This window comes from Blautia sp. TM10-2 (genome assembly GCF_003480845.1).
GTDB classification, from domain to species: Bacteria; Bacillota; Clostridia; order Lachnospirales; family Lachnospiraceae; genus Fusicatenibacter; species Fusicatenibacter saccharivorans.
In genome coordinates, this window is sequence record NZ_QUJZ01000003.1 from 150517 (window position 1) to 171852 (window position 21336).

Consider the following 21336-nt stretch of genomic DNA (forward strand, 5'->3'; position numbering starts at 1 on the left):
TTTCGCTTTTGAAAATGCTCATCAAGACTCCTCTAAACGCAATGCATTTTCAGCAATGCGTTTTTCTTTCTGATAGATGCAGACCTGTTTTACTTCTTCTGCATCTTTCTGGATATCTTCCTGTAAATTGACTAAATTTTCTTCATATGTTTTTTTCTCCTCGTTGTTCATAATAAAACCTCTTAGCTTTCTTTGATGTTTAGTAATTCTCTTCCTCAGTGTCAACAATGTCAGTCAAAGATGGGACAGTGGTGATCACCTTGTACGTCCCGTTTGCAATTCTCCGCAAATCTTCCAATTGAAGATCATGCAATTGCATATCCAGTGCAGAAACGGGTTCAGCATTTACTTCTAAGTATTCCGCCAGTGTCTTCATCGCTGCAGTAACGGATTCGGGAAGCTTTGTGTCGAAACCGTTCATTCGCAATAACATTCTTGCAATTCTTTTATCTGTCAACGATACATGAGTCTGTGCAAGAAGCATCTCGTTTTTATACACCGTTTCGCTTTCGGAATTTTTAATAGCCGCGGTAAACAGAAAGGGGATATTATTCAATCCACATTCTTTCTTTAATTCGCTTACAATTGGCTTGACGTATTTGGTATATTCCTTGGTTTTGTCGTAATTGTCCATAACAGACCCCCTTATACAATTAATCCGGAAATTGCTCCGAAAATATCAAATCCATCGCTGTCATCTTCGGAAGAACTTCCAGAAGGAGTCTCGGAGGTTGCTTGCGTGGAACTATTTAATGGATTGACAGTCTCTTTGGAGAGAGCAGGAATGTTTTCCGGTTCAGCCTTTTCAGCAGGTGCAGAGAAAATTGCTGTTTCAACAACAGGTTCTGGTTTGGGCGGAGCTGGAGTTGGCGTAGCTGCGCTTTTGCTTTCAGAAGAAAGATTTAAAGTTTTCTCCGGAGCAGAAATCTGCCGGGCTGGGCGAACCTGAGCATCTGCGGACGCGTTCGAAAGGGCGTCCGGTCGAAAATATTTCTCGGCAACGGTAATATTTCGCTCTTTACGCTCTGATGACTGAACGCTATAAGTGTATTGAGCCAAATACGGAGCAATGTAAGGCTTTTGAAAATAAAACCGTAAAATATTTTTAATGGCATTATCTCTGGCTGAAGGGTGTATTGAAAATAAAAAACTTGAAATTGTTGCATCTGTTTCTTGCGCTAAGTCCAAAGTAAAGGACATAGTGTCTGCATTGATGGATGCGGCTATTGCTGGTGTATCAATAGAGAATTTGGCTTTATGCACGTATGCACTCAGCGTTTTCAGTGTCAATTCTTGCATGTCCTGCGTCTGTGCAAGGATGATCAGATCCAAATCATCCGGCCAACAAAGATTGACCCGAAGGGGAAAAACATTGTTTTTCAAAGGTTCCATAATAGGAGCAGTAAAATAGGAACGTAAAATGTTTTTGATAACTACAGTTTTATAACCATTGCGAATGCTCCTCAGAAAAGCGATAACATCTCCGTCTTTATCAGAATTAAGAATAAAATTGACGGAAGTATTCTCTGTATTGATACATTTTATTGTATTGGGCATAGGTACATAGAAAATCTCTTGTCGTACATATGCCCGCAATACATCTCGAATAACAAGCCCCATCCGAACTCCAGAATGAACTAATGCAATCAAATCAAGATCTTCTGGCGCAGTAAATCGGACTTTAATATTCATTTAACTCCTCACTTTCTAACGCAGACGATTGACGAGGGAGAAATAATATCCGCGTACGTTCGAGAATACGTTGGTAAGGGTTGGATCATTTACATTGGCCGGAATCACAGAAAATCCTTCCATATTGGCAAACACAGCGTTGAAGTCAGTCGCCCAAGCGTCGTATGTACCGCCTGTAGCAATGATGTAGTCATAAGATGAAAAGTAATCATAAATAGATTTCATCTTTTCAATTACTTCATTGCATACATCTTTTGAGCAAGCGGCCAGAATTTCACTGAAGTTGCAATTCTTAAAAATCATCTTTTTCTTGTCTTTAACGCGAACCTCACCGCTTTCCAGCAGATTCTGCAGTTCGAAGATGTTGCGTTCTTCGTGATACTTGTTCTCGATCTGATCACAGGTCCGAGAGAAAACTTCACGCATCGAATATTCGCTGAATGTTTCTGTTCCACGTTCCGAAACATTTCCATGCAGAACATTGTAAATATCCGTAGTGCCAAAGCCCGGATCAAAAACGAGAAGATTGGAACTCCAAAATTTCTTGGCGATAGGAAGCTGATAACCGTTGATATCAGTTGACGCAGACAGTAATGCTCCGAGCGGCTGCGGCATGATGGAAATATTCTGCTCGTCAAGTGAGAACGTGAATGTTTGCCATGGTGCAGTTCCGATTTTCAGCTCAAACATGTGGATACCTTTGAAAACCTCTTTAAGATCTTCCGAATCTCTCATGAATTTCGGCGGTAATCCAGTCTGGACGTACAGCTTTTTGCCGTCGGACGATTTTTCTTTTCCTTCCATCAGGGCAATACCCAGTCCGGTTCGTACGATGACTTTAAACATAGGTGAATAGTAACGTTTGCGACCGAAAACTTCCTCTTCACTTTCTGTCATCTTGGAAGCATCCATTTCCTCATAAGCCAAATTTCCGACAACCCATTCGCCTTCGTTGTCGCGGTAACGAATATCCGTGTCAGCAGCTTCTTTGAGCAGCGGACGATTCTCTGGGATCTTTTTTGCATATGCCGGAAAGCAGAAATGACGTGCAGGAGAGATTCCTTTGACGGCTGAATAGCCGATATCTAATCCGACAGCCCAATAGTTATCGCGGCAAGGAAAGTCGCGCTCCACAACCATAGTTTTTGTTTTGTAATCCTTTGTGTTCATACTCATAATAGTCCTCCTAAAATGTTTTTTTGTTTACGCTTATAGTATTGTAAATGACTATAAAATTGAATTCTCACGTACAAGAAAAAATGGAAATTTATTTTTTTTTGCGTTCGCAATACTTTATGTATCAGATTAATCCAAAGAAAGGAGTTTTCACATAAAATAATCTGAAAAACAATATGTCAGGAGGATATAAACATGAAAATCAAAGAAATTATTGTAAAAGACTTTGGAGGAATTGAAACACAGATAATCGAACCGCAAAAGATCACCTGCCTGTTAGGTAAAAATGGGGCATCGAAAAGTACCATTTTAACTGCCATCAAGAGGGCTTTCATTGGAAAGATGGAGCCAGATGATATTCGAGTTGGAGCATCAAAAGCGCATGTGACGATTGTATTCGATGACGGTACAAGCATCGAACGAATTCGTGGAAAAGATCGTTCCGTTGTTAAGGTGAACGATAAGACTACGAGTCAGGAATCTGCCAATGAGTTTTTGGTAGGAAAGCTCGGCGTTCCACTTTCCATCTATGAAACGATGTTTGGCACCGACTATTTTGCGGAACTTTCCAAAAAAGATCTTACGGCTCTTTTGCTATCTATGCTGCAGGTGCAGATTGATTATAAAAAAATTATCGAAGCTGCAGAAAGTCGCATGGATACATTGCCGGAAGCTGTCAAGGAGTACCTGAAGAAAATGTTTCCAACGGGCGTTTTTGGGTTGGAGACTATCGATGAAGTTGCTTCTAAAGTGGCAGATGCAAACAGAGCAGAGAAAAAGATTCTGGTGACGTATACAGAAAAGTCCAAATACGAAGGAGAAATCCCGAAGGATTCAAAAGAAGAACTGGAGAAGCTTCTTTCTGAGAACATGCAAAAGCAGGCCGAGTGGAAAGAAATCCAGAAAACATTGCAGAAGTATCAGATCCTTATCCAGCAAAGAGAGCAGGCTTTAAAAAAGAAAGAAAGTATCCAACATGAGCTTGAGTCATTAAGTAATGTGGCTGAGATTCCGAGGGAAGTATATGAGCAGGCAGTTAGTGACCGCCAGAAATTTTTAAATGCCAGCAGAATAGCGAATCAAAATATCGCGGCTGCAAATGCCAACATAAAATTTCAGGAACAAATCTTACATAATATTAGTTCTTTTGAGCAGAACAATCACAGTTGTCCAATATGCCCGTCAGTACATTGTAATGCAGATTTATCAGCATACGTAAGGCAGGGGCAGGGACTTGTACAAAAGAATAAAGATGTGGTTAAACAAAATAAGGATTTTTTGGTACGTTGTGATGAACAGATCGCTAAAAGAGATCAAATCATTGAAAAGTATCAGAAGAATCAGGTGGAAATTACGAAAAAACAGGCTCTTAAGAAACAACTTAAAGAGTTTGTTATTCCGCAGCTTCCAGAAAAGCAGACAAATGTTCCAAACGAAGAGGAGCTGCGTCTATTGGTAGAGCAGCAGAAGTTAATTCAGCAGCGTATGCGGACATTAGAAGAATATGAAACCACCCGTAAATACAGTAAGTTATGCAGGGAGCAGCAGGATAAAGTAGATATGCTTTCCCTTGCGGCAAAAACACTGGATGCGAAAGTAGGCGTAAAAGGCATCATTTTACAGCGAATTTTACATCCATTTGAAGAAGCCTGCACAGCATGCATGCAGAAATTATCGCGGAATACCAAGATCAAATTCATATACGATGGTGGCGTAGAGCTGTATTGTGAGAAAAATGGTGGCAAAATGGTTCCAATGAAAAAGGTATCTACAGGTGAATTTGTATTTGTTGCCTTTACCTTAATGTCCCTTATCAGCCAGATTACAGGAACGAGATTGCTTGTATTAGATAATCTCGATTCTCTGGATAATGATAATCTCAAGACATTGATTGATCTTCTGCAGAACGAGAAGCAATACGAAAATGTATTTGTTGCTGCCGTAAATCATGATGATACTTGCGCCACAATAGCCCAGTATGATGAAGTCGAAATTATCGAACTATAACTATCCAATGCGACATAACCCCGTTGTTTTAGCTGCGGGAGTATCAAGAAAGGATTCTAAACCATGATATTGTTATCTGATAACGAAGTTATACAGGAAATAAAATCATATTCCAATCCTAATTGGATTTGGATAGAAATATGGGAAATGTCTCAATATGAAGTAAGAGTGGTAGTTTCAGTGAATGAAGAAGAAGCTTGTCACTTGGGACAAAATAAAGTTATTTATATCTATTCAGCACAAACAAGGAGTAATTGTGATGAAATAGGCGAATTAAAAGCTTATGGGAGAAAAATAACAAGGTTGATAAGAAAACATTTTCCGTATAGTGAAGTTCATAGCCGACTTTATTATAAATAAAATATTTCAAAAACAAAAAATGAAGGATAACCAACGTGTTTTACGACACGTTGGTATCTTTCGCAGAAAGGTGGACTATAAAGATGGAAAAATCTAAAAATTTAATTGTCCTCTCAGGGACAATTCTTAGTATTCGGGAAAATAAGAAGAATACTGTTTTGATTGTAAAAAGTAAGGGCGAATCAAAAGAAGCAAATGTAGAATTTGTTTTTTATGATACGTCAGTTTTGAAGGGGATTACTCCCAAAATGAAAGTAAAAATCCGAGCGCATGGAGAAAACAGGAAATCTGAAGATGGATTCGGAAATGCATATTATGTTAAAGAATTTGTCGGAGACAAAATCGAACAGCAGAAACGGATGCTTGCCCCGTATGTGACCAATGAAGCTATTGACGCAACAGGCGGATATCCACGAGACACCAATGTTGTCCTTTATATTGGTACTGTTCGGCATGTGTATTGTCCGACCAATGAGCTGACTATTTTAACAATCAAAATACCAAATCAGGACAAATCAAATCAGGTAGAGATTTGCTGCTTTGCGAGTCAGGCAGAGGCAGCACGTAATCTGAAAATAGGAGATGCAGTAGCTGCGGCAGGATATATAACCAGCAATACGCGGTCTGTTAATGATCGCGTAGAGTTTCGGCAATCCGTAGTATGCCGCGATATTTCACAAATTGATGGAGTCCTTCGCTAAGGAGAAGACAAAAATGAATGAAAGACAATGTGTCCCTGCCCCGGAATCTCTTCTGATAGGATGTATGCAAACCTATCTGTGGAGAGATGAACGTTCCGGACGGTGTTACTTCCGCTTGGAAACGAGGCAGGAAATGCCAATGAAAGAAATGATTCGAGATTCATATGTTAAAAACAATTTAGATAACAAAGAGATCCGATGGAATGTCATAAACTGTGATGCAACACAAGCAGGTATTTCCTTTTTTAAGGAAAGAACTCCAATTAAGGTATATGGATACTTTTCCTTGGATTCCATGCCGGATGGTGTTGCCTATGACTTCATAGTAACGCGTGTAGAAGAAACTGATGCAGAAGAAATGACGATTTTGGAGTATTTGATTACTTTTCCAGGTATCAATTTTTCGGATGCGGTTGTTATTGTGAAAAATCATGGAACGGATATGTTTCGAATGGTCCATCAGCCAGGCATTGTTAATCGGCTAGTTGCAGAAACACGATTGCCGAGCAATGTAATTTCAAATCTGTGTAAAAGCATTGCATCTACAACGGAGGAGCGAAAAGTATTTGAATTGCTGCATGACTGCGGAGTTTCTTATGCAGCGTGTGCAAAAGCTGTGAAATTGTATGGAAGCAGTGTAGAAGAAAAGATTATGGAAGATCCGTATTCTTATGGAAAAAAGCTTGGGCTTGGTTTCTTGACATGCGATAAATTAGGGGTTAAATTTCATAAGCCTGCTGAATTTTTCGGCCGGATCAAATTAGCTGCTTTCGAGGCAGCTAATATTTTGAGTGCAAATGGACATACTTATTATACTGGTGAACTATTTCATTATAATATTCAGCGGATCTTAAATTCTGGATGTTATGCAGAACATGTTCCAACGTCCGCGGTCTTAACTGCAATTGGGAAAGATTATTTGCAGGAAGTAGACGGACAAAACTGTATTATTCATCCGCAAAAATATTTGACTGCGGAAAAACGAATTGCCAAAAATATTCGTAGATTAGCATCTGCATCATGTGAAAACCAAAGCTTTTCACCGGATCTTATTCTATATGCTGCGCGTGCATGTAAAATGAACTATGGAGAACAGCAGAGATCTGCCTTCCCTATGGTTTTACGAAAAAAGGGAGTTAAGATTCTTACCGGCGGACCGGGTACAGGCAAGACAACGACGATCTTGGGCATATTGCTGGCTTATAAAAGAATGCATCCGAAAGATACGATACGTCTTTGTGCTCCAACCGGACGCGCTGCCCAAAGAATGGCAGAATCGACACATATGGAAGCAGTTACGGTGCATCGGTTGCTTGATTTGAAGCCATACGGAGATACAACTGTATGTAAAGATTCTAGCGACCCAATAGATGCAGATCTTATTGTGGTTGATGAGATGAGCATGATTAATATTGAAGTTTTCGATCTGCTGTTGGAGGCAATCAAAACCGGAACAACATTGGTTCTGGTAGGAGATATTAATCAGCTGGAATCCGTTGGTGCCGGAGCGGTGTTACACGATTTGTTGGAGGCTCCAGAATCTTTGATTCCGCGGACTATGTTGACAGATGTTTTTCGGCAGAAAGGTGATTCTTCCATCATTTCTAATGCTATCCGGATTAATGCCGGAATCACTACGCTGGATGAACGACCGGATTTCCAAGTCATTCATACAAAATCTGCGGAAGAGTCTTTAGAACAGGTTAAATCCCTAATGAAAAAGTTATACAATCCAGAAGAACCTTTTTCAACCCAAATTCTTTGCCCTGCACGGAAAGGTATTTCTGGGGTTGAAAATATGAATATTGCTTTACAAGCGTTACTAAACCCTCAAACGAAGGGAATCACATATGGTTCAATAAAGTATCGTTTGAACGATAAAGTGATGTTTTATAAGAACAATTATTCTATTTCTTCCTACGAAGGGGAAATTGGCTTGTACAATGGAGATATTGGAAAAATTGTAAAGGTGTCAGAAAGTGGTCTTACGGTTAATGTACGTAATTCACATTACGAAATTACCAGAGATCTTATGGATAATTTGGGGTTATCTTATGCTATGACGATCCATAAATCCCAAGGATCTGAATTTTCTTGCATTATCGTTGTTATGCCGGCAGAACCAACGAACATGTTGGTGCGAAATTTGTTTTATACAGCTGTGACAAGGGCAAAGAAAAAGGTATATGTGATTGATGAATCCTATGCTATGGAAACATCAATTCGTATTGCCAAAGCAGGGAAAAGGCTCACCAATTTGGCAGAATATTTGAAATCAGAATAAGAAAAGCGGCTTCCGGTTTGAGGGAGTCGCTTTTTCTTATGAGACTATTGTTGTTCAGAACTGTCTGGCGTATCGTTAGAATTTTGGTTTTGTGTGGTCAGGGATGTAAGCGGAATATCATCACCAGAATAATCCGTAATATTAACCAATTTCCCTTGGATAATCATGCGGGTAGATCCGTGGGCAGCAACACAGGTCGATAAGGAAACAATATGATCTGTTTTGGAAGGCCAGGCATCCGGAATCGTATAGGAAGATTGATTTTTCATATCGTTTAAGTACGTTTCAAAGTCATCATCCGACGCAAACTGAGTATCATAAGCTTCCGTTGCATCTGTTACCCTCATGACATCAAAAATTCGATAGGTGTATTGTCCATTTTCTCTATAGATCCAGAAATAGGGATGCTCAAGGCAATACGATTTTTCATAGTAATAATCATTATCACCAAACATATCTCCGTTCCGCATGTTATGACCATAAACAATAGAATTTTTGTCCGAAAAATCGGAACTGTTCACGGAAGAAAGGAAAATGCTTCCGTTGATATTATAACTGCGCCCGAATCCTTTATAGAGGTAATAATCATTATCTTGTGCCTGCATAATAGGATAATCACAGGTAGGGTCCATGCGTATCCAGCCAACAATATCAGGATTTTCTGCTTTTAAAGCAGTCCAATCTGGACAAAAAGGAAGTTCTTTCGTTGAGTCTGAGTCGTTTTCCGGCGTAGATTCGTTTTCCGGTGTATTTTGAGCTTGGAGTTTTTCATATTCATCGTGTCCTTGCTTGTATTTATTAGACCATTCAAGTGTTTGGTATCCGAAAAACAATGCTGCACATAAAACTAAGATGCTTAATAATCTGAAAAATTTTCTTATCATGGTTCATACAACAGAAAAGCCCTCATGTCTTGAGAGCTTTCCCGTTTTTTCTCCTTTCTGATTAGCTGAATGGAAGTTCTTCGTCAATTCCATCAGGGATATTCATAAAACCGCTGTTCATCCCAACTGTGGGATCATTGTAACTGTTACCCTGCTGCATATTGTTGCCAACTGGCGGCTGGTTCATGAAGCCTGTTGGATTGTTGTATGTTGGTGCAGATCCAGAGTTCCGGGAATTTGCAGAATTTCCGTAATTCATGGATGCGCCATTCCCCTGTGGACCCGGGAAGTTTCCGGTCGGAGGCTGTGGTGTGCCTGCTGGCGGATTCGGGTAATTTCCATTTGGGTTTGTGGAAGTTGACTGCTGGCGATAAGTTTCGCTTGGAGCTGAACCTGTTGGCTGTGGAGAATAAGCAGCTCCTGCTGCCTGTCCCGCAGATGCTTTGCTTTCTGCAAATTCCTGATCTTCGACAACGACATCGGTTGTGTATACTTTTTGACCATCGCGGTTTGTGTAGCTTCCGGTTTGAATGCGGCCACGAATAGTAATCTTTGTTCCCTGTTTAAAATACTTTTCCGCGATTTCTGCAAATTTTCCAAATGCCAAACAACTGATATAGTCGGCTGTTGGCTGATCGCTATTCTGCGATCTGTAGCGGCGATCTACAGCAAGAGTATATCTTGCAATACAGTTCGGCCGTTCTCCCTGCGAATAACGCACTTCTGGGTCCCTCGTTAATCTTCCCATTAATACAACTGAATTCATACTTGTCCTCCTAATTCTTATGGAGGCAGAAAGGAGTCTTTTGTGGTTCTCCTTTCGCCCGATTTAATGTTCAAATATAGTATATAGAAATCAGAAAAAAATAAATTTCTTTTTTCTATGAGTATAGAATAGCAAAAAATATTTTTTCCCATTTTCACGTACGAAAAAAAATGTATTTTTATAATACTATAATTAAAATCAAATGATTAAAAAAGGATGGATAGCAGAATGAGCAGATTAAAGCAAATAAAAGCACAGCAAAAACAGGTTCGCACCCCTAAAAAAGAGCATAAAAAGCAGACCGGACTTCCCGTATATAATAGTCGTGGAAAAAATATAACACCCAGTAGAAAGCAGAAGCAAAAAAAGCTGGGGATCACTTTGATCATCTGTTCCGGAATTTTCGCATTTATTTATCTGCCGCAGTATTTTTATGTGCCTACGGCACAAACCGTTAATGTCAGCACAGACATAACAGCGATCAGAAAGGCAAATACGGTATTAAGAGAAGATCCTTCTGGCGATTATGATGGGGACGGGTTATCAAATGCAGACGAAGAGACGAATGGAACAGATCCATGGAATATTGATACAGATGGAGACGGCGCTACAGATTATTGTGAATTGAAAGTTACAAATACGAATCCGTTAAAAGCTGAAACTGTTCTGGCAGATAAACAGAAAAAGACGGATCAGGAAAATGGGAAGGAAGTTGGATCTCCTTATCAAATAGGAAACGTAATCCTTTGGGCAGACGATTATGCATCAAAATCATATGGTTCTGTTGTGGAAACTATTACAGGGTATAGGTTTTGTGGATTTACAGGATACGCTCAGTTTCCAGATTCGAAAAACAAATACGTCTACAAGAACATAAATGGAGTCCGGACGTTGCTGGATAAAAAAACGGAAGAAAATGCGTGGCGCATTGATGGAGATATGTCTGTTGAGCTGTATGATACAAAGTTAAAGCAGATTTCTGAATTTTCCTTTTTCGGACATTCCATATATCCAGATAGCAATCTCTTTTTCAAGGGTTTAACAACGATTCTTCCAGATACGGGCTTTATAACTGGAACAGAAAAGACAGCAATGGATATTGATCCAGATACACGAGCAAATACAATCACAGACATCAAGAAAATTTCATATGACGCAGATGACACAAAAAGATACACACAGAACAGCAATACATTAAATGACCTTCAGTTCGTAAGACAATCCATAGCCGAGGATAATGCATGCATCTTGGCATCACTTATGAGCGCTGAACGAGGAGAGTACATAGTTCTTATTTATGGATACGATTACGAGGGAAATTTACTTTGCGCAGATAATTCAACGGGACAACGAATTGGAACAATCCAAATCACGGAAAAAGCGAAAAAAATCTTAAACAAATCTGGAGAAATTGTATCTATCTCATATTTTGATTTCAAAGGGTTTGGCTTCAACTCAATATCCGGAGATCGAATCAGCTTTTTCGCTTCCGCTGATGGATCACAGACATCAGAAAGTAACTTCTCAAAAGAAGCAATTTCAGAAAAACAGGATGATACAGATGCGGAAAAAGAAGCAACACCTACTCCGTCCGCAACGCCAACACCATCACCTGATGTGTCTGAACAGCCCGTTTTAAGTGAATCAGAACAGACGAAAACTTCAGAAAAGAGCGATTTGACGACAAAAGAAGCTCGTGAACAGATGCAAATAGATCAGATGGAAGATGATTCGGCGGATCATCCGGAAGAATAAGAGAGGCTTTTGGCCTCTTTTATTTTTGCAGATATTTTCTATTCTATCCATAACTGGGATGGATGACGAAAGGAGCAAACAATATAATTTGAAATCCATGCCCGCCAATTATTAAAGAAATGGAGGGAGTCACAATGAAATCGATTAAATACGATAAGGAAGAATTTCAAGATCTTGTAAACAGTGTTACACCGTTACAGGCAGTAGAATGGTTATTGATGAATGGCTATCCAATACAGGTTAGAAACTTAGGAAAAAGTACAGTAGATATCTTATGTCCATCTCCGGATCACAATGATACGAATTTTGGAAATTGCAAAATATCAACGAATCGTTACGATGGAAGAGCAGGCAGCCGATGTCATTGCTACTGCTGCAATATGTCATATGACAGCTACGACATCTTAAAGCAATTTCTTTCCTATAGACAATCCATCGAAGCCTTGATCGAGATTTCTGGAAAAGTAGATTATTATCAATCTTCAAAAAAAATAAAGAAAAAGAAAGATCCTGTAGCTAAAGAAACCAAAGAATTGTTAGGTCTTGCGACATATCCGAGCTTCAATCTGGTAAAAAATTGTACTTTCGAGGAACCATCGGGATGTTATTTTCGAAAATGCGAGAATGGCTCCTATCTGATTATGGAGCAGCCCAAATGGAACCCTTGGATAGATTTGGATTTAGAAACCCGACAGTGGATTTTGAGAGAAAAGTCGAAAGAAAAAATGATTCAAATTGGACGTTTGGCACGCCAATTAACAGGATCGGAGTTTGTTTCAACCGATACACAGGAAATTTTTCAATATTTTGATCAATACGGAAGAAATGAGTTGTTAAGAGAATTAGATGGCATTTTTCGTGAATGCCAAAAGGTATATCGTAGAAATGGAGGAAAAATCCATAATTCACAAGAACTTATAAATAACCAGAGTGTTTTGGCTTAGGCAAAAAAGTGGGTTGAGAAAATGAAACCCACTTTTTTTATATGTGAATTTCTGAAAAATAGAAAATAATGATACTAATCTTAGAATGGAGGATTTACTTTGAAAGCATATGGATTTATTCATTGTCACTCAGACTATTCATTAAAGGATTCGACGAATAAGATTGAAAAACTGTGCCTTGCAGCAAAGGAAATGGGTGCAAAAGCGATTACACTGACAGATCATGGAGTGTGTGCGGGACATGTTGAATTCTTAAATGCCTGCAACGCAATAGGGATAAAAGGAATCCCCGGCGTAGAAGCATACATTCAGACGGATTATGCAGATCATGCACATTTAATACTGCTTCCCATGAACTATGAAGGATATCAGGAGCTATGCAAAGCGGTCACTTTATCAAACCAGCATATGCTTACTCTTGGACGTATTCCGTCGCCCGTTATGAACTACGAAATCTTAGAGTCTTGTTTTGCAAGTGGAAATGTAATTGCGTCAAGTGCTTGCGTAAATGGAGTTTTAAGCTGTATTCTGTTGCATAATAAACATATCCTACATGAAATTGATCTGTTAAAAAGGAGACAGAAAAAATATCCAGCTCCAAATACGCTGGAAATGAAATTATTATTGTTCGAAATTGAAAAAACGTCTATTGAAGTAGAAGCATTGAGATCTGAAAAAGAGCAGACTAAGAAATTGGCAAAAAAGACGTATAAAAAGAGGTTGCAAGGGTTAGCGTCATTGCAAGCGGATTCGCAGGTATACATAGCAACGAAACAGAAACTGGAAAACGAAATGCGAGAAACCGAAAACGCGAAAGAAAAGCTGCAGCATATCTCTGCCGAACTCAAAAGAAAGTCATCTGAAGTGACCAGAAACAAGGAACGTGTGAAAAAAGCCCAAAAAAGTCTCGATCAATGGTACAAATATGAAAGCCAAATTCAAGAAAAAAATCGGGAAATAGAACCGGATGAGAAACTGATTTCAATGGCAGAGAAGGAATTACTACGATTTCAGAAGATTTTCAAGGGGAATTTCTATGTGGAACTGCAGTATCATGGTATGGAAGATGAAGCCTATGTGATGCCAATTCTTGCTGAATTAGCGTATAGGAATGGCGTTTCCGTTGTCGCAACAAATGATGTGCATATCATTCGGCCAGAAGATGCTGAGGGACGCAGCTACCTGAAGTCATTGCGTTTTGAAAAGTTTGAACCAGTGACGGATTCGGACAGGGAATTGTATTTAAAATCAGATACGGAATTATCTCAAAAATTGTGTGAGATAATTCCAGAAAACATTGTAAAGTCAGCTATCGCTAATATCAGGGTAATATGTGACAAATGCAATGTTGATATTCCGCGTGTGCCTGAAGCACAGCATTATCCGGTTTTTCTGGACGAAATGGGACAGCGTGTCGATGCTCCGAAATTATTGCGGCAAAAGGCTTATTGCGGATTGAAAAGAAAAGTAAGTACAATTTCACAGAAATATATAGATCGAATGGAATATGAACTTAATACGATTATTGATATGGGATATGCAGATTATATTCTGATCGTAGCCGATTATGTGCAGGAGGGAAAACGGATTGCCAAGATAAATAATCCATATAAAATGGGATATGGGGTTGGTCCAGGCCGCGGTTCGGGAGCAGGATCTCTTGTGAACTATTGTATGGGAATAACTGCATTGGACCCGTTGCAATATAATTTACTGTTCGAACGATTTTTAAATAAAGAGCGAGTTTCCATGCCGGATATTGATGTGGATTTTTCAAATGAAATTAGAGACAATTTGATTCAATATGTGATGAAAAAATATGGCAGTTCTGCGGTTGCGTATATTCGGACGGTTATGACGCAGCTTGCAAAAGCCTGTATACAGAATATGGCAAGAGTCAGGGGATATGAAATGTACCCAATGCCAGAAAAAGAACAAGGGAAAAAATCGAAAGAAATCTGTGAGCAGGGAAGAAAAGAGATCCGTAGGATCGGAGAAGAACTCTGCAAAAATATTTCAAATAAAACAGGCACATTGTCAGAAAATCGAGATGATATATTAAAAGACTATGAAACTTCGAAAGAACATAGAATCATCTTGGATCGTGCCGTATCAATAGAAGGTACTATTACAGCATTTTCTGTACATCCGGCGGGCATTATTATCGGCGATGGAAAGCCCCTTTCCAGCTATATTCCAATGTATTATAATACCCAGAAAGAGCAATGGGCAGTATCCTGCAACATGGTCGAAGCAGAAGAGATTGGGTTATTGAAAATGGATTTTCTTGCTTTAAAGAATCTGGATATCATCTCTGAATCTATTCGAAGAATAAAGAAAAACTATGGAATTGAAATTGATCCTGAGAAACTTCCATTTGAAGATGAGGTTTTTTCTCACATATTTGCAGAGGGCAGAACATCCTTTATATTCCAATTTGAGTCTGATGGCATGAAAAAAATGCTGCGTGAGTTTAAACCAGACTCATTTGAAGACTTGATCTTACTGGTTGCCGCATATCGTCCCGGCCCGATGGATTTTATTCCGGATATTATAGCAGCAAAGCATGGAAAGAAAGAAACTCACTATATTATCCCTCAATTGAAAGAAATATTGGGGACAACATATGGGCAATGTATCTATCAGGAACAGTTAATGTCCATTTTCCATGAATGTGCAGGCTTTTCTCTCGGACAAGCAGACATTATTCGACGATATATGTCGAAAAAGAAAGTAGATAAGTTTCTAAAGTATAAATCCCAGTTTGTAGACGGTGTTGTTTTAAATGGTGCCGACAGAACGGATGCAGAAGCACTCTGGGAATCTTTGGAAGGTTTTGCGCGGTACGCATTTAACAGGTCGCATGCTGCGGTTTATGCGCTGATTTCATATATGACTGCATGGCTTAAATTCCATTATCCAGTAGAATTTATGTGTGCGATTTTGAATGCTTCTGAATTAGACAGGATTTCGCTTGCAGTTAAGGAATGTTCAACAATGGGAGTTTCGGTGATTTCACCAGATATTAATCGTTCAGAAATGCAGTTTTCTGATTACAATGGAAAAATCTTGTATGGGTTGGCTGCAATTAAAGGAATATCAAGTGCCAGTATGCAGGAAATGATAGAAGAAAGGAAAAAGGGAAAATTTCAGAATTATTGTGATCTGCTTGCAAGAGTTTCTATTGGAAAAGCCGACATGGAAAAACTGATCGTTAGTGGTGCATTAGATAAATGTGGTTTTTCACGCACTGCACTAAAAAATGCAATTCTTCCGGCATTTGCTATAAAAAACAAATATATCAAAGATTATACAACAGAAGAAATCTGCCGAAAATTAAAAGAAGAGATTTCCCTTTCACAAAGCTCAGATAAAGAAAATTGGCTGCTCCAATTAAATGAAGAAAAGGAGCTTTTGGGAGCTTATATATCTGGACATCCATTGGAACAATTTAAACTCTTAAAAGCAGATAAATCAATTACACCTTTATCACATGCTGAAGCCGAAAAACCACAAATTTATATGGGGGTTATATCCAATATTAAGGAATTTCGGCAGCGGAATGACGGAATAGGTGTTACATTTGATTTGGAAGATTGGGACGGATTGGCTTCATGCATTGTTTTTGCCCAACACTACAAACAAGTCCAAAAATATATCAAAGATGGAAATGTTATCAAAGTATACGGGTATTTTAATAAACAAGACGAAGAATCCTTTTCAAACGAATTGATTGCAAGGCAGATATTTCCATGTCATCCTTACAGCAACCATGTTTTTATCAGCTTCCAATCCAGGACAGAATGGCCGGATGTATGCCAAAGTTTGAAACCGTATCTGGTTGAGCAGGGACATCCTGTAATATTCTACGAATGCGACAATGGATCTATTCGTGAACACTTACAATTTAAGGGAAAGGAAATCTTTTTAAATGACGATGTATTGCATCTTAAAACAGATGCTATACGTAATATTCGAAAATTGAATTTTTGAAATCCACTCATGGGCCGAAACAGAAATGTTTCGGCCTAAAATTTTCGGACATTTTACAATACTAATAGTAAGGACCTTATTTTGAGGTTCAAAATCAGATAAGGAGAAGAAGAACATGGAAAACACAAAAACTGTTCTGAAAAATGAAATCCATATCGCAGGCACAGTAGTGTCTATGCGTATGGAAGAACGCGGAAACTGCATCTTAGTTATTCGTTCCAATGCAGAAAGGCAGATTCGGAATATTCAACTGAGATTCTATGACATTAACCAGGCAATTATTTTCCGCGTTGGTGATCATGTCCGAATTGCTGGGCATATGCAGAACCGTAGAACACAGGATGCGGAAGGAAATTATCATTCCACACCAACAATTGTTGGAGACAGCATCGCTGTTTCCAAACGTAGATTAACACAGATTCTTGATGAATCAATTCCGGAGCAAGGCGGTGGTGCGCAGGCTGATGAAAACTGGGGAGTGCTTGCCGGTATCGTAACATCGATCAGAACGCCTACGGACAAAGTTACCTTCCTGAATATTCGCATTCCCTCTGGAAGAAGAGATTATAATTGCAGAGTAACGTGCCTTGGCAGATTTCAGCGGGCAGCAGCAAATTTGAAGGAAGGAGAAAATGTTGCTGTATCATGCTATGTATCTGTACTTGACGATACCCAAAGGGAAAGCCGTCAGAGCCTTGTTTGCACAGATCTGTTCTCTTATGGAGAAAGTGACGAAGCCCCGAAAGCCCCGGAAGAGCCGACAGAAAGTCTTCAGCCAGAAGAAGAGGCGAATAATGACAAGAATGAGTCCTTTGATCCCCCTGCTGTTCCAGCAAATCCGGAAACAGGCGTTGACGCTTTCTCTGAGAAAACGCTGCAAACGGCAAATAGTAATTATGAAGAGCGGCATTCTGAGAACAATCCGGCACATGTGGAAACCGCTAATGCTCAGATGCAGTATCCATTTCAGAGAGCGCAGAACAATTACTATGAAGAGACAACCTAAGATAATAATCGCATGTTTGGTGATGGCAGTCGGGTTGACCAGTTGTACGGTCACGCCAGCAGATCCATCGACTGGTAAATATGCTACACAATATCCGCAGACAACATTGGAATATAGCATCTATATTAACAAACAGATCACTGTGTTTGTTAATGAACTATCTACGCGTCTTAACCAAGCGGTACATTCAACGGATGGCGTGTATGAGAACGAGACTGAAGCCACGGAGCAGAGTATACAGTTACTACAGGAAACACTGGATAATGTAACTGCTATGCAGCCGTCCGTCGGTAAAGAGGATGATAGATTATCCTTAATAACAGCGATGCAAACAGCACTCGATCATATGAAAGAGTATAAGGAATCTGTTGAAAGTGGAGAAACCGATCTGACGAATTATAGCCATATATTCGAAACAGACATTAATGTGCTGACGGGGATGGCCTCTCTATATAATCAATAGAAACAGGAGGGCATTATGGCGAAAGAGAACACAGTATATCTATATGGACGTGTCAAACAACCACCTCGGATATACAAGAATAAAGCAGGACAATATGTCTTGGGAAAGATTGTTGTCGATACGAACCGAAAATCTTATGCTACAGAAGAATTGTTGCTTAGAGGAGAGATTCGTAGAGATAGTATTCTTGTCCGTACAGAACATGAAGAGATGATTCGGGATGTATATACGCTTATCAATGAAGGAGATTTTGTCCAGATCAAAGGCACATTATGCACGAAAGAATACCAAAGAGAACCTTTATGCATGCACTGTCATGAAGTAATGGAACCGTATATTGAAGATGGTGTTCAGGTATATGTGAATCCAATTGCTGTAAATATTATGGAACGTGGTGAAGTCTCCTTCCATGAATTTGTCGAGCAAAACAATTTAGACCATGATATGCAGAACATGTTACTAAGTACGGGATTCTTTGCCCTTTCAGAACGTGATATTTGGCAACATCTGGAGAAAGAAATTGAATTTTCAAACCAAATATTCCTGGATGGTCAGTTATGTCGGGAACCTGTTTTTCAGCCTGGCGGAGAAAAAGGGAAACCACCATCCATGATTCAGTTTCAGATTGCTTCAAACCGTAAACGCCGGATTGTTGAGGATGGCGTAGACAAAAAGACAGATTATGTATGGATTAAAGCCTACGGTCTCAAAGCAGCAGAATATGCCGCGGCGCTGCATATCCATTCCAATGTGAGCATAAATGGGGCAATACAAACAAGGTCTTATGTGAAAGAATATGAGTGTCCATATTGCGGTCAGATCAGTAAAATAGCATATTTGGCTGTTGAAGTAATTCCGTATTCTATTGAGTATGGAGCAAATTGTACATTACCAGACCCACAAGAAAGGGGAGAAGAGTCTGATGAAACAGACGAGATTAGCGGATCGTTTGACAGCGAATCAGATTGAAGCCAAAAACGTCGAAGAACGTAACCTTTCGGAAATGAAAAGAGATATGGGAGATTCTCATATCTCTTTTCAACGATCCCGGCGTATTAAAAATAAAACATCTGTGAAATTAAAAAGGAGCAAAGAAAAGAGGTTAGCTTCGATCCGGCGGGAGCCTGCAGAGCCGGAAGAATTATATTCAGAGGATTCGTTGGAGATAAATGAATTATTGCAGCAACGGCAGGAAGAGAAAAGTCAGAAGCATCAAAAGATTTTTTCAAACATTATGAGCGGTGTATTGATTGCAGGATGCGTTTACGTATCTATTCTTATCTATGGAGTTATGGTGACCGATTATAATTACAATGAAAATGGAGAAATTGTACCGGAAGTTGTATCGGTACAAGACATCAAAGAAGAAAAAGCTTACGATACAATTCTGTATCAATACTTACAATGCCGATCGTTATATGAAGAAGTGCTAATGCTGGATTACAGATTAGGGAAGGGAGAGGAAGATCCTTTGACCTTGGCACCGCTATATGAGGAAAAATTGGATACGGTATCCTCATTATCCATAAAAACAGATGCTTTAACAGTTGAGACAAAATATTCCAAAGTGAAGGATATGCTGCTATCTTGGATCAAAAATGATATTGCAGTCTATTTGCAAAACATGTCTTCGGCTATATCTCAAAATAATTCCGAAACGGCTCAGAATGCGTTACAGGATAAAGACAGGGTATATTCTGATTTTTCGCTGATAACGCAGAATTTGGTTGCTATGGGAGAAAATCTGCAAGGAGTTGACCTAACTGATGTAAAGCAATGGACACCCGAAGACTATGTTGATGAACAGATTAATGGAGAGTAATCATGGGATCAGATAAATCATTTGATACACTATTAAATAAATATAACATTCTTCTGGCACAGACAAGAGATTTGAAAGAACAGCTGAAAAATTCTCAAGAGAAGAACCAACAATTATTATCTAAATTTGATGTTGTAGAAAAGAATGTTCGGGAATTATGCGAAGATATACTTGCCAAAGATCCTAAAGAAATGAAACTTGGAATTGAATATTCTTGGGATAAAATCGAGTTATTGGAGCTTATCCGGAAAAGCAAAAGTGCATTTCATGTATATATCAGCGCCCGGAAAGATATTTTGGAGAGAATGGCAGATTTATGTGAAGAACGCGGAAATCAAATAGAAAGTTTGAAACTGCAGATACAAAAATTACTTGAAGAGCCAACTGCTAGAACTCTGACAATGGAGGAATTGGAAAAAAGGTGTAATGAAGTCAAAGAAAAAGAAGAAATGATGACTAAGTTATCACCTAAAATGCAAGAGAAAGTGGCAAGCGGGAAAATTGAATTGATTGAAACGGAAGCAAATGATCCGGTAATTAATGAAGAAATGGATGTTGTCGTCGATGCAGAGGATATGGAGGATGAATTGATTCGAAAAAAACTTATGAGCAGTTCTATTCCTGGAACTGATCATAGAAGGACATTTCAAGCTGCTAAAAGTAAGCGGAAGGAACGCGCCAATAAGTATGCATTGGAAGATTATGACGATACGTTAAAACAATTATCTGATGAGGATAAAATGTTAATTCGTATTATTGGAACAAAAGGATATTCTCTTTACAGTGATATTTATACTGAAATTTCAAAAGAAATGCCGGAAATTACAAACGGAAAGACAAGGAGTTCGTTAAAGTTTTTAGTTGGATGTCAAATTTTACAAGAAGAAAAGGTGAAAGTCAAAACCACAATCAGTTTTTTTTATTTTTCAATAAAGGGAAGCCGAATTTTTGAAATTTTATTTCAAGAGAAGCCAATTATGTCTATGGCTGAAAAATTAATTGCAGAACATGACAATCTTGTTCATGGATATGGAATCTTTTTGACAGCAGAAATTCTTAAAGAAAATGAACGATTTCGTAATGTGAATATATGGAACCGTAAACATCCATTAAAAATACGCAAAGGTATGTCATATATTCCAGATATTATCTGCACTACACTAGATGGCAAACAAATGTACATTGAGTATGAATGTGGAAATCATACCCAGACAAATTTTAATGGAAAATGCAATAAAATATTGAATTTCACCAATACATTGAACTTTATTGTTCCAAATCGTAAAGGGGAAGAGATTATTAATTCACAGGTACGCAAGTGGATCGATAATAAAGGAATTGAAGCACTGAATTACGTAAAAATACGTGTAACATCTGCTGCAATTATAAAAGATGTGAATCTGTTAGAGGATTCAAGTTGGCATTTTGTATACAATCTTTCTAAGCGTGAAATCCCAGAAGTAAATTAAATATTTGAGCCTAA

The 21336-nt window shown here is 38.8% G+C and carries 16 protein-coding genes and 1 pseudogene; 11 read left to right on the forward strand and 6 right to left on the reverse strand.

Going from position 1 to position 21336, the window contains the following annotated elements:
* Window positions 1-21 precede the first annotated feature (21 nt).
* From DXD92_RS18465 to DXD92_RS04050, 4 genes are read right to left on the reverse strand one after another with little or no spacing between them, the layout of a single operon-like run.
* Window positions 22-171, reverse strand: coding sequence for a hypothetical protein (locus tag DXD92_RS18465; protein ID WP_158568364.1), 150 nt, complete (start codon window positions 169-171; stop codon window positions 22-24).
* Between the two features lie 28 nt (window positions 172-199).
* Complete coding sequence (locus DXD92_RS04040; RefSeq protein ID WP_117802266.1) at window positions 200-634, reverse strand: hypothetical protein; 435 nt, start codon at window positions 632-634, stop codon at window positions 200-202.
* An 11-nt stretch (window positions 635-645) separates the two neighbouring features.
* Entirely contained in the window at window positions 646-1692 is a 1047-nt protein-coding gene (locus DXD92_RS04045) for a hypothetical protein (RefSeq protein WP_117802265.1), read from the reverse strand.
* Between the two features lie 15 nt (window positions 1693-1707).
* On the reverse strand, window positions 1708-2868 hold the full coding sequence (locus DXD92_RS04050; RefSeq protein ID WP_118640128.1) for a ParM/StbA family protein: 1161 nt from the start codon (window positions 2866-2868) through the stop codon (window positions 1708-1710).
* Window positions 2869-3063: 195 nt separating this feature from the next.
* On the opposite strand from DXD92_RS04050, the gene DXD92_RS04055 reads away from it, so the two are divergent.
* From DXD92_RS04055 to recD2, 3 genes are all read left to right on the forward strand, one after another.
* Window positions 3064-4875: an AAA family ATPase gene (locus tag DXD92_RS04055; protein WP_118640129.1), complete on the forward strand. Its 1812-nt coding sequence runs from the start codon at window positions 3064-3066 to the stop codon at window positions 4873-4875.
* Between the two features lie 443 nt (window positions 4876-5318).
* The gene (locus DXD92_RS04060; RefSeq protein WP_118640130.1) at window positions 5319-5936 is read left to right on the forward strand and encodes a hypothetical protein; all 618 of its coding nucleotides are present in this window, start codon (window positions 5319-5321) and stop codon (window positions 5934-5936) included.
* 139 nt (window positions 5937-6075) lie between these two features.
* Entirely contained in the window at window positions 6076-8220 is a 2145-nt protein-coding gene (recD2, locus tag DXD92_RS04065) for an SF1B family DNA helicase RecD2 (RefSeq protein WP_158581762.1), read from the forward strand.
* 44 nt (window positions 8221-8264) lie between these two features.
* Here the strand turns inward: recD2 and srtB are convergent, their stop codons facing one another.
* Together srtB and DXD92_RS19465 are read right to left on the reverse strand one after the other, a co-directional pair.
* Window positions 8265-9104, reverse strand: coding sequence for a class B sortase (srtB, locus tag DXD92_RS04070; RefSeq protein WP_117802259.1), 840 nt, complete (start codon window positions 9102-9104; stop codon window positions 8265-8267).
* Window positions 9105-9447: 343 nt separating this feature from the next.
* A pseudogene (locus DXD92_RS19465) lies at window positions 9448-9870 on the reverse strand (single-stranded DNA-binding protein); the annotation flags it as partial.
* Between the two features lie 228 nt (window positions 9871-10098).
* Between DXD92_RS19465 and DXD92_RS04080 the strand changes: the two are divergent.
* The 8 genes from DXD92_RS04080 (at window position 10099) to DXD92_RS04115 (ending at window position 21322) form a co-directional block, all read left to right on the forward strand.
* On the forward strand, window positions 10099-11625 hold the full coding sequence (locus tag DXD92_RS04080; protein WP_117802257.1) for a thrombospondin type 3 repeat-containing protein: 1527 nt from the start codon (window positions 10099-10101) through the stop codon (window positions 11623-11625).
* 134 nt (window positions 11626-11759) lie between these two features.
* Window positions 11760-12569, forward strand: a complete 810-nt coding sequence (locus DXD92_RS04085) for a hypothetical protein (RefSeq protein WP_118640133.1) — start codon at window positions 11760-11762, stop codon at window positions 12567-12569.
* 99 nt (window positions 12570-12668) lie between these two features.
* Window positions 12669-16562 (forward strand): DNA polymerase III subunit alpha, encoded by a 3894-nt coding sequence (dnaE, locus tag DXD92_RS04090; RefSeq protein ID WP_118640134.1) that lies wholly within the window; start codon window positions 12669-12671, stop codon window positions 16560-16562.
* A 115-nt stretch (window positions 16563-16677) separates the two neighbouring features.
* Window positions 16678-17568 carry a hypothetical protein gene (locus DXD92_RS04095; RefSeq protein ID WP_117802253.1) on the forward strand — a complete coding sequence of 297 codons (891 nt, stop codon included), beginning with the start codon at window positions 16678-16680 and terminating at the stop codon, window positions 17566-17568.
* Complete coding sequence (locus DXD92_RS04100) at window positions 17552-18031, forward strand: hypothetical protein (protein ID WP_118640135.1); 480 nt, start codon at window positions 17552-17554, stop codon at window positions 18029-18031. The genes DXD92_RS04095 and DXD92_RS04100 overlap by 17 nt, the downstream gene beginning before the upstream one ends.
* A gap of 15 nt (window positions 18032-18046) precedes the next feature.
* Window positions 18047-19000 carry a single-stranded DNA-binding protein gene (locus DXD92_RS04105; protein WP_117802251.1) on the forward strand — a complete coding sequence of 318 codons (954 nt, stop codon included), beginning with the start codon at window positions 18047-18049 and terminating at the stop codon, window positions 18998-19000.
* The gene (locus tag DXD92_RS04110; protein WP_117802250.1) at window positions 18954-19853 is read left to right on the forward strand and encodes a hypothetical protein; all 900 of its coding nucleotides are present in this window, start codon (window positions 18954-18956) and stop codon (window positions 19851-19853) included. Before DXD92_RS04105 ends, DXD92_RS04110 begins: the two co-directional genes overlap by 47 nt.
* Window positions 19854-19855: 2 nt before the next feature.
* On the forward strand, window positions 19856-21322 hold the full coding sequence (locus DXD92_RS04115) for a hypothetical protein (protein WP_118640136.1): 1467 nt from the start codon (window positions 19856-19858) through the stop codon (window positions 21320-21322).
* The last annotated feature ends 14 nt before the right edge of the window (window positions 21323-21336 follow it).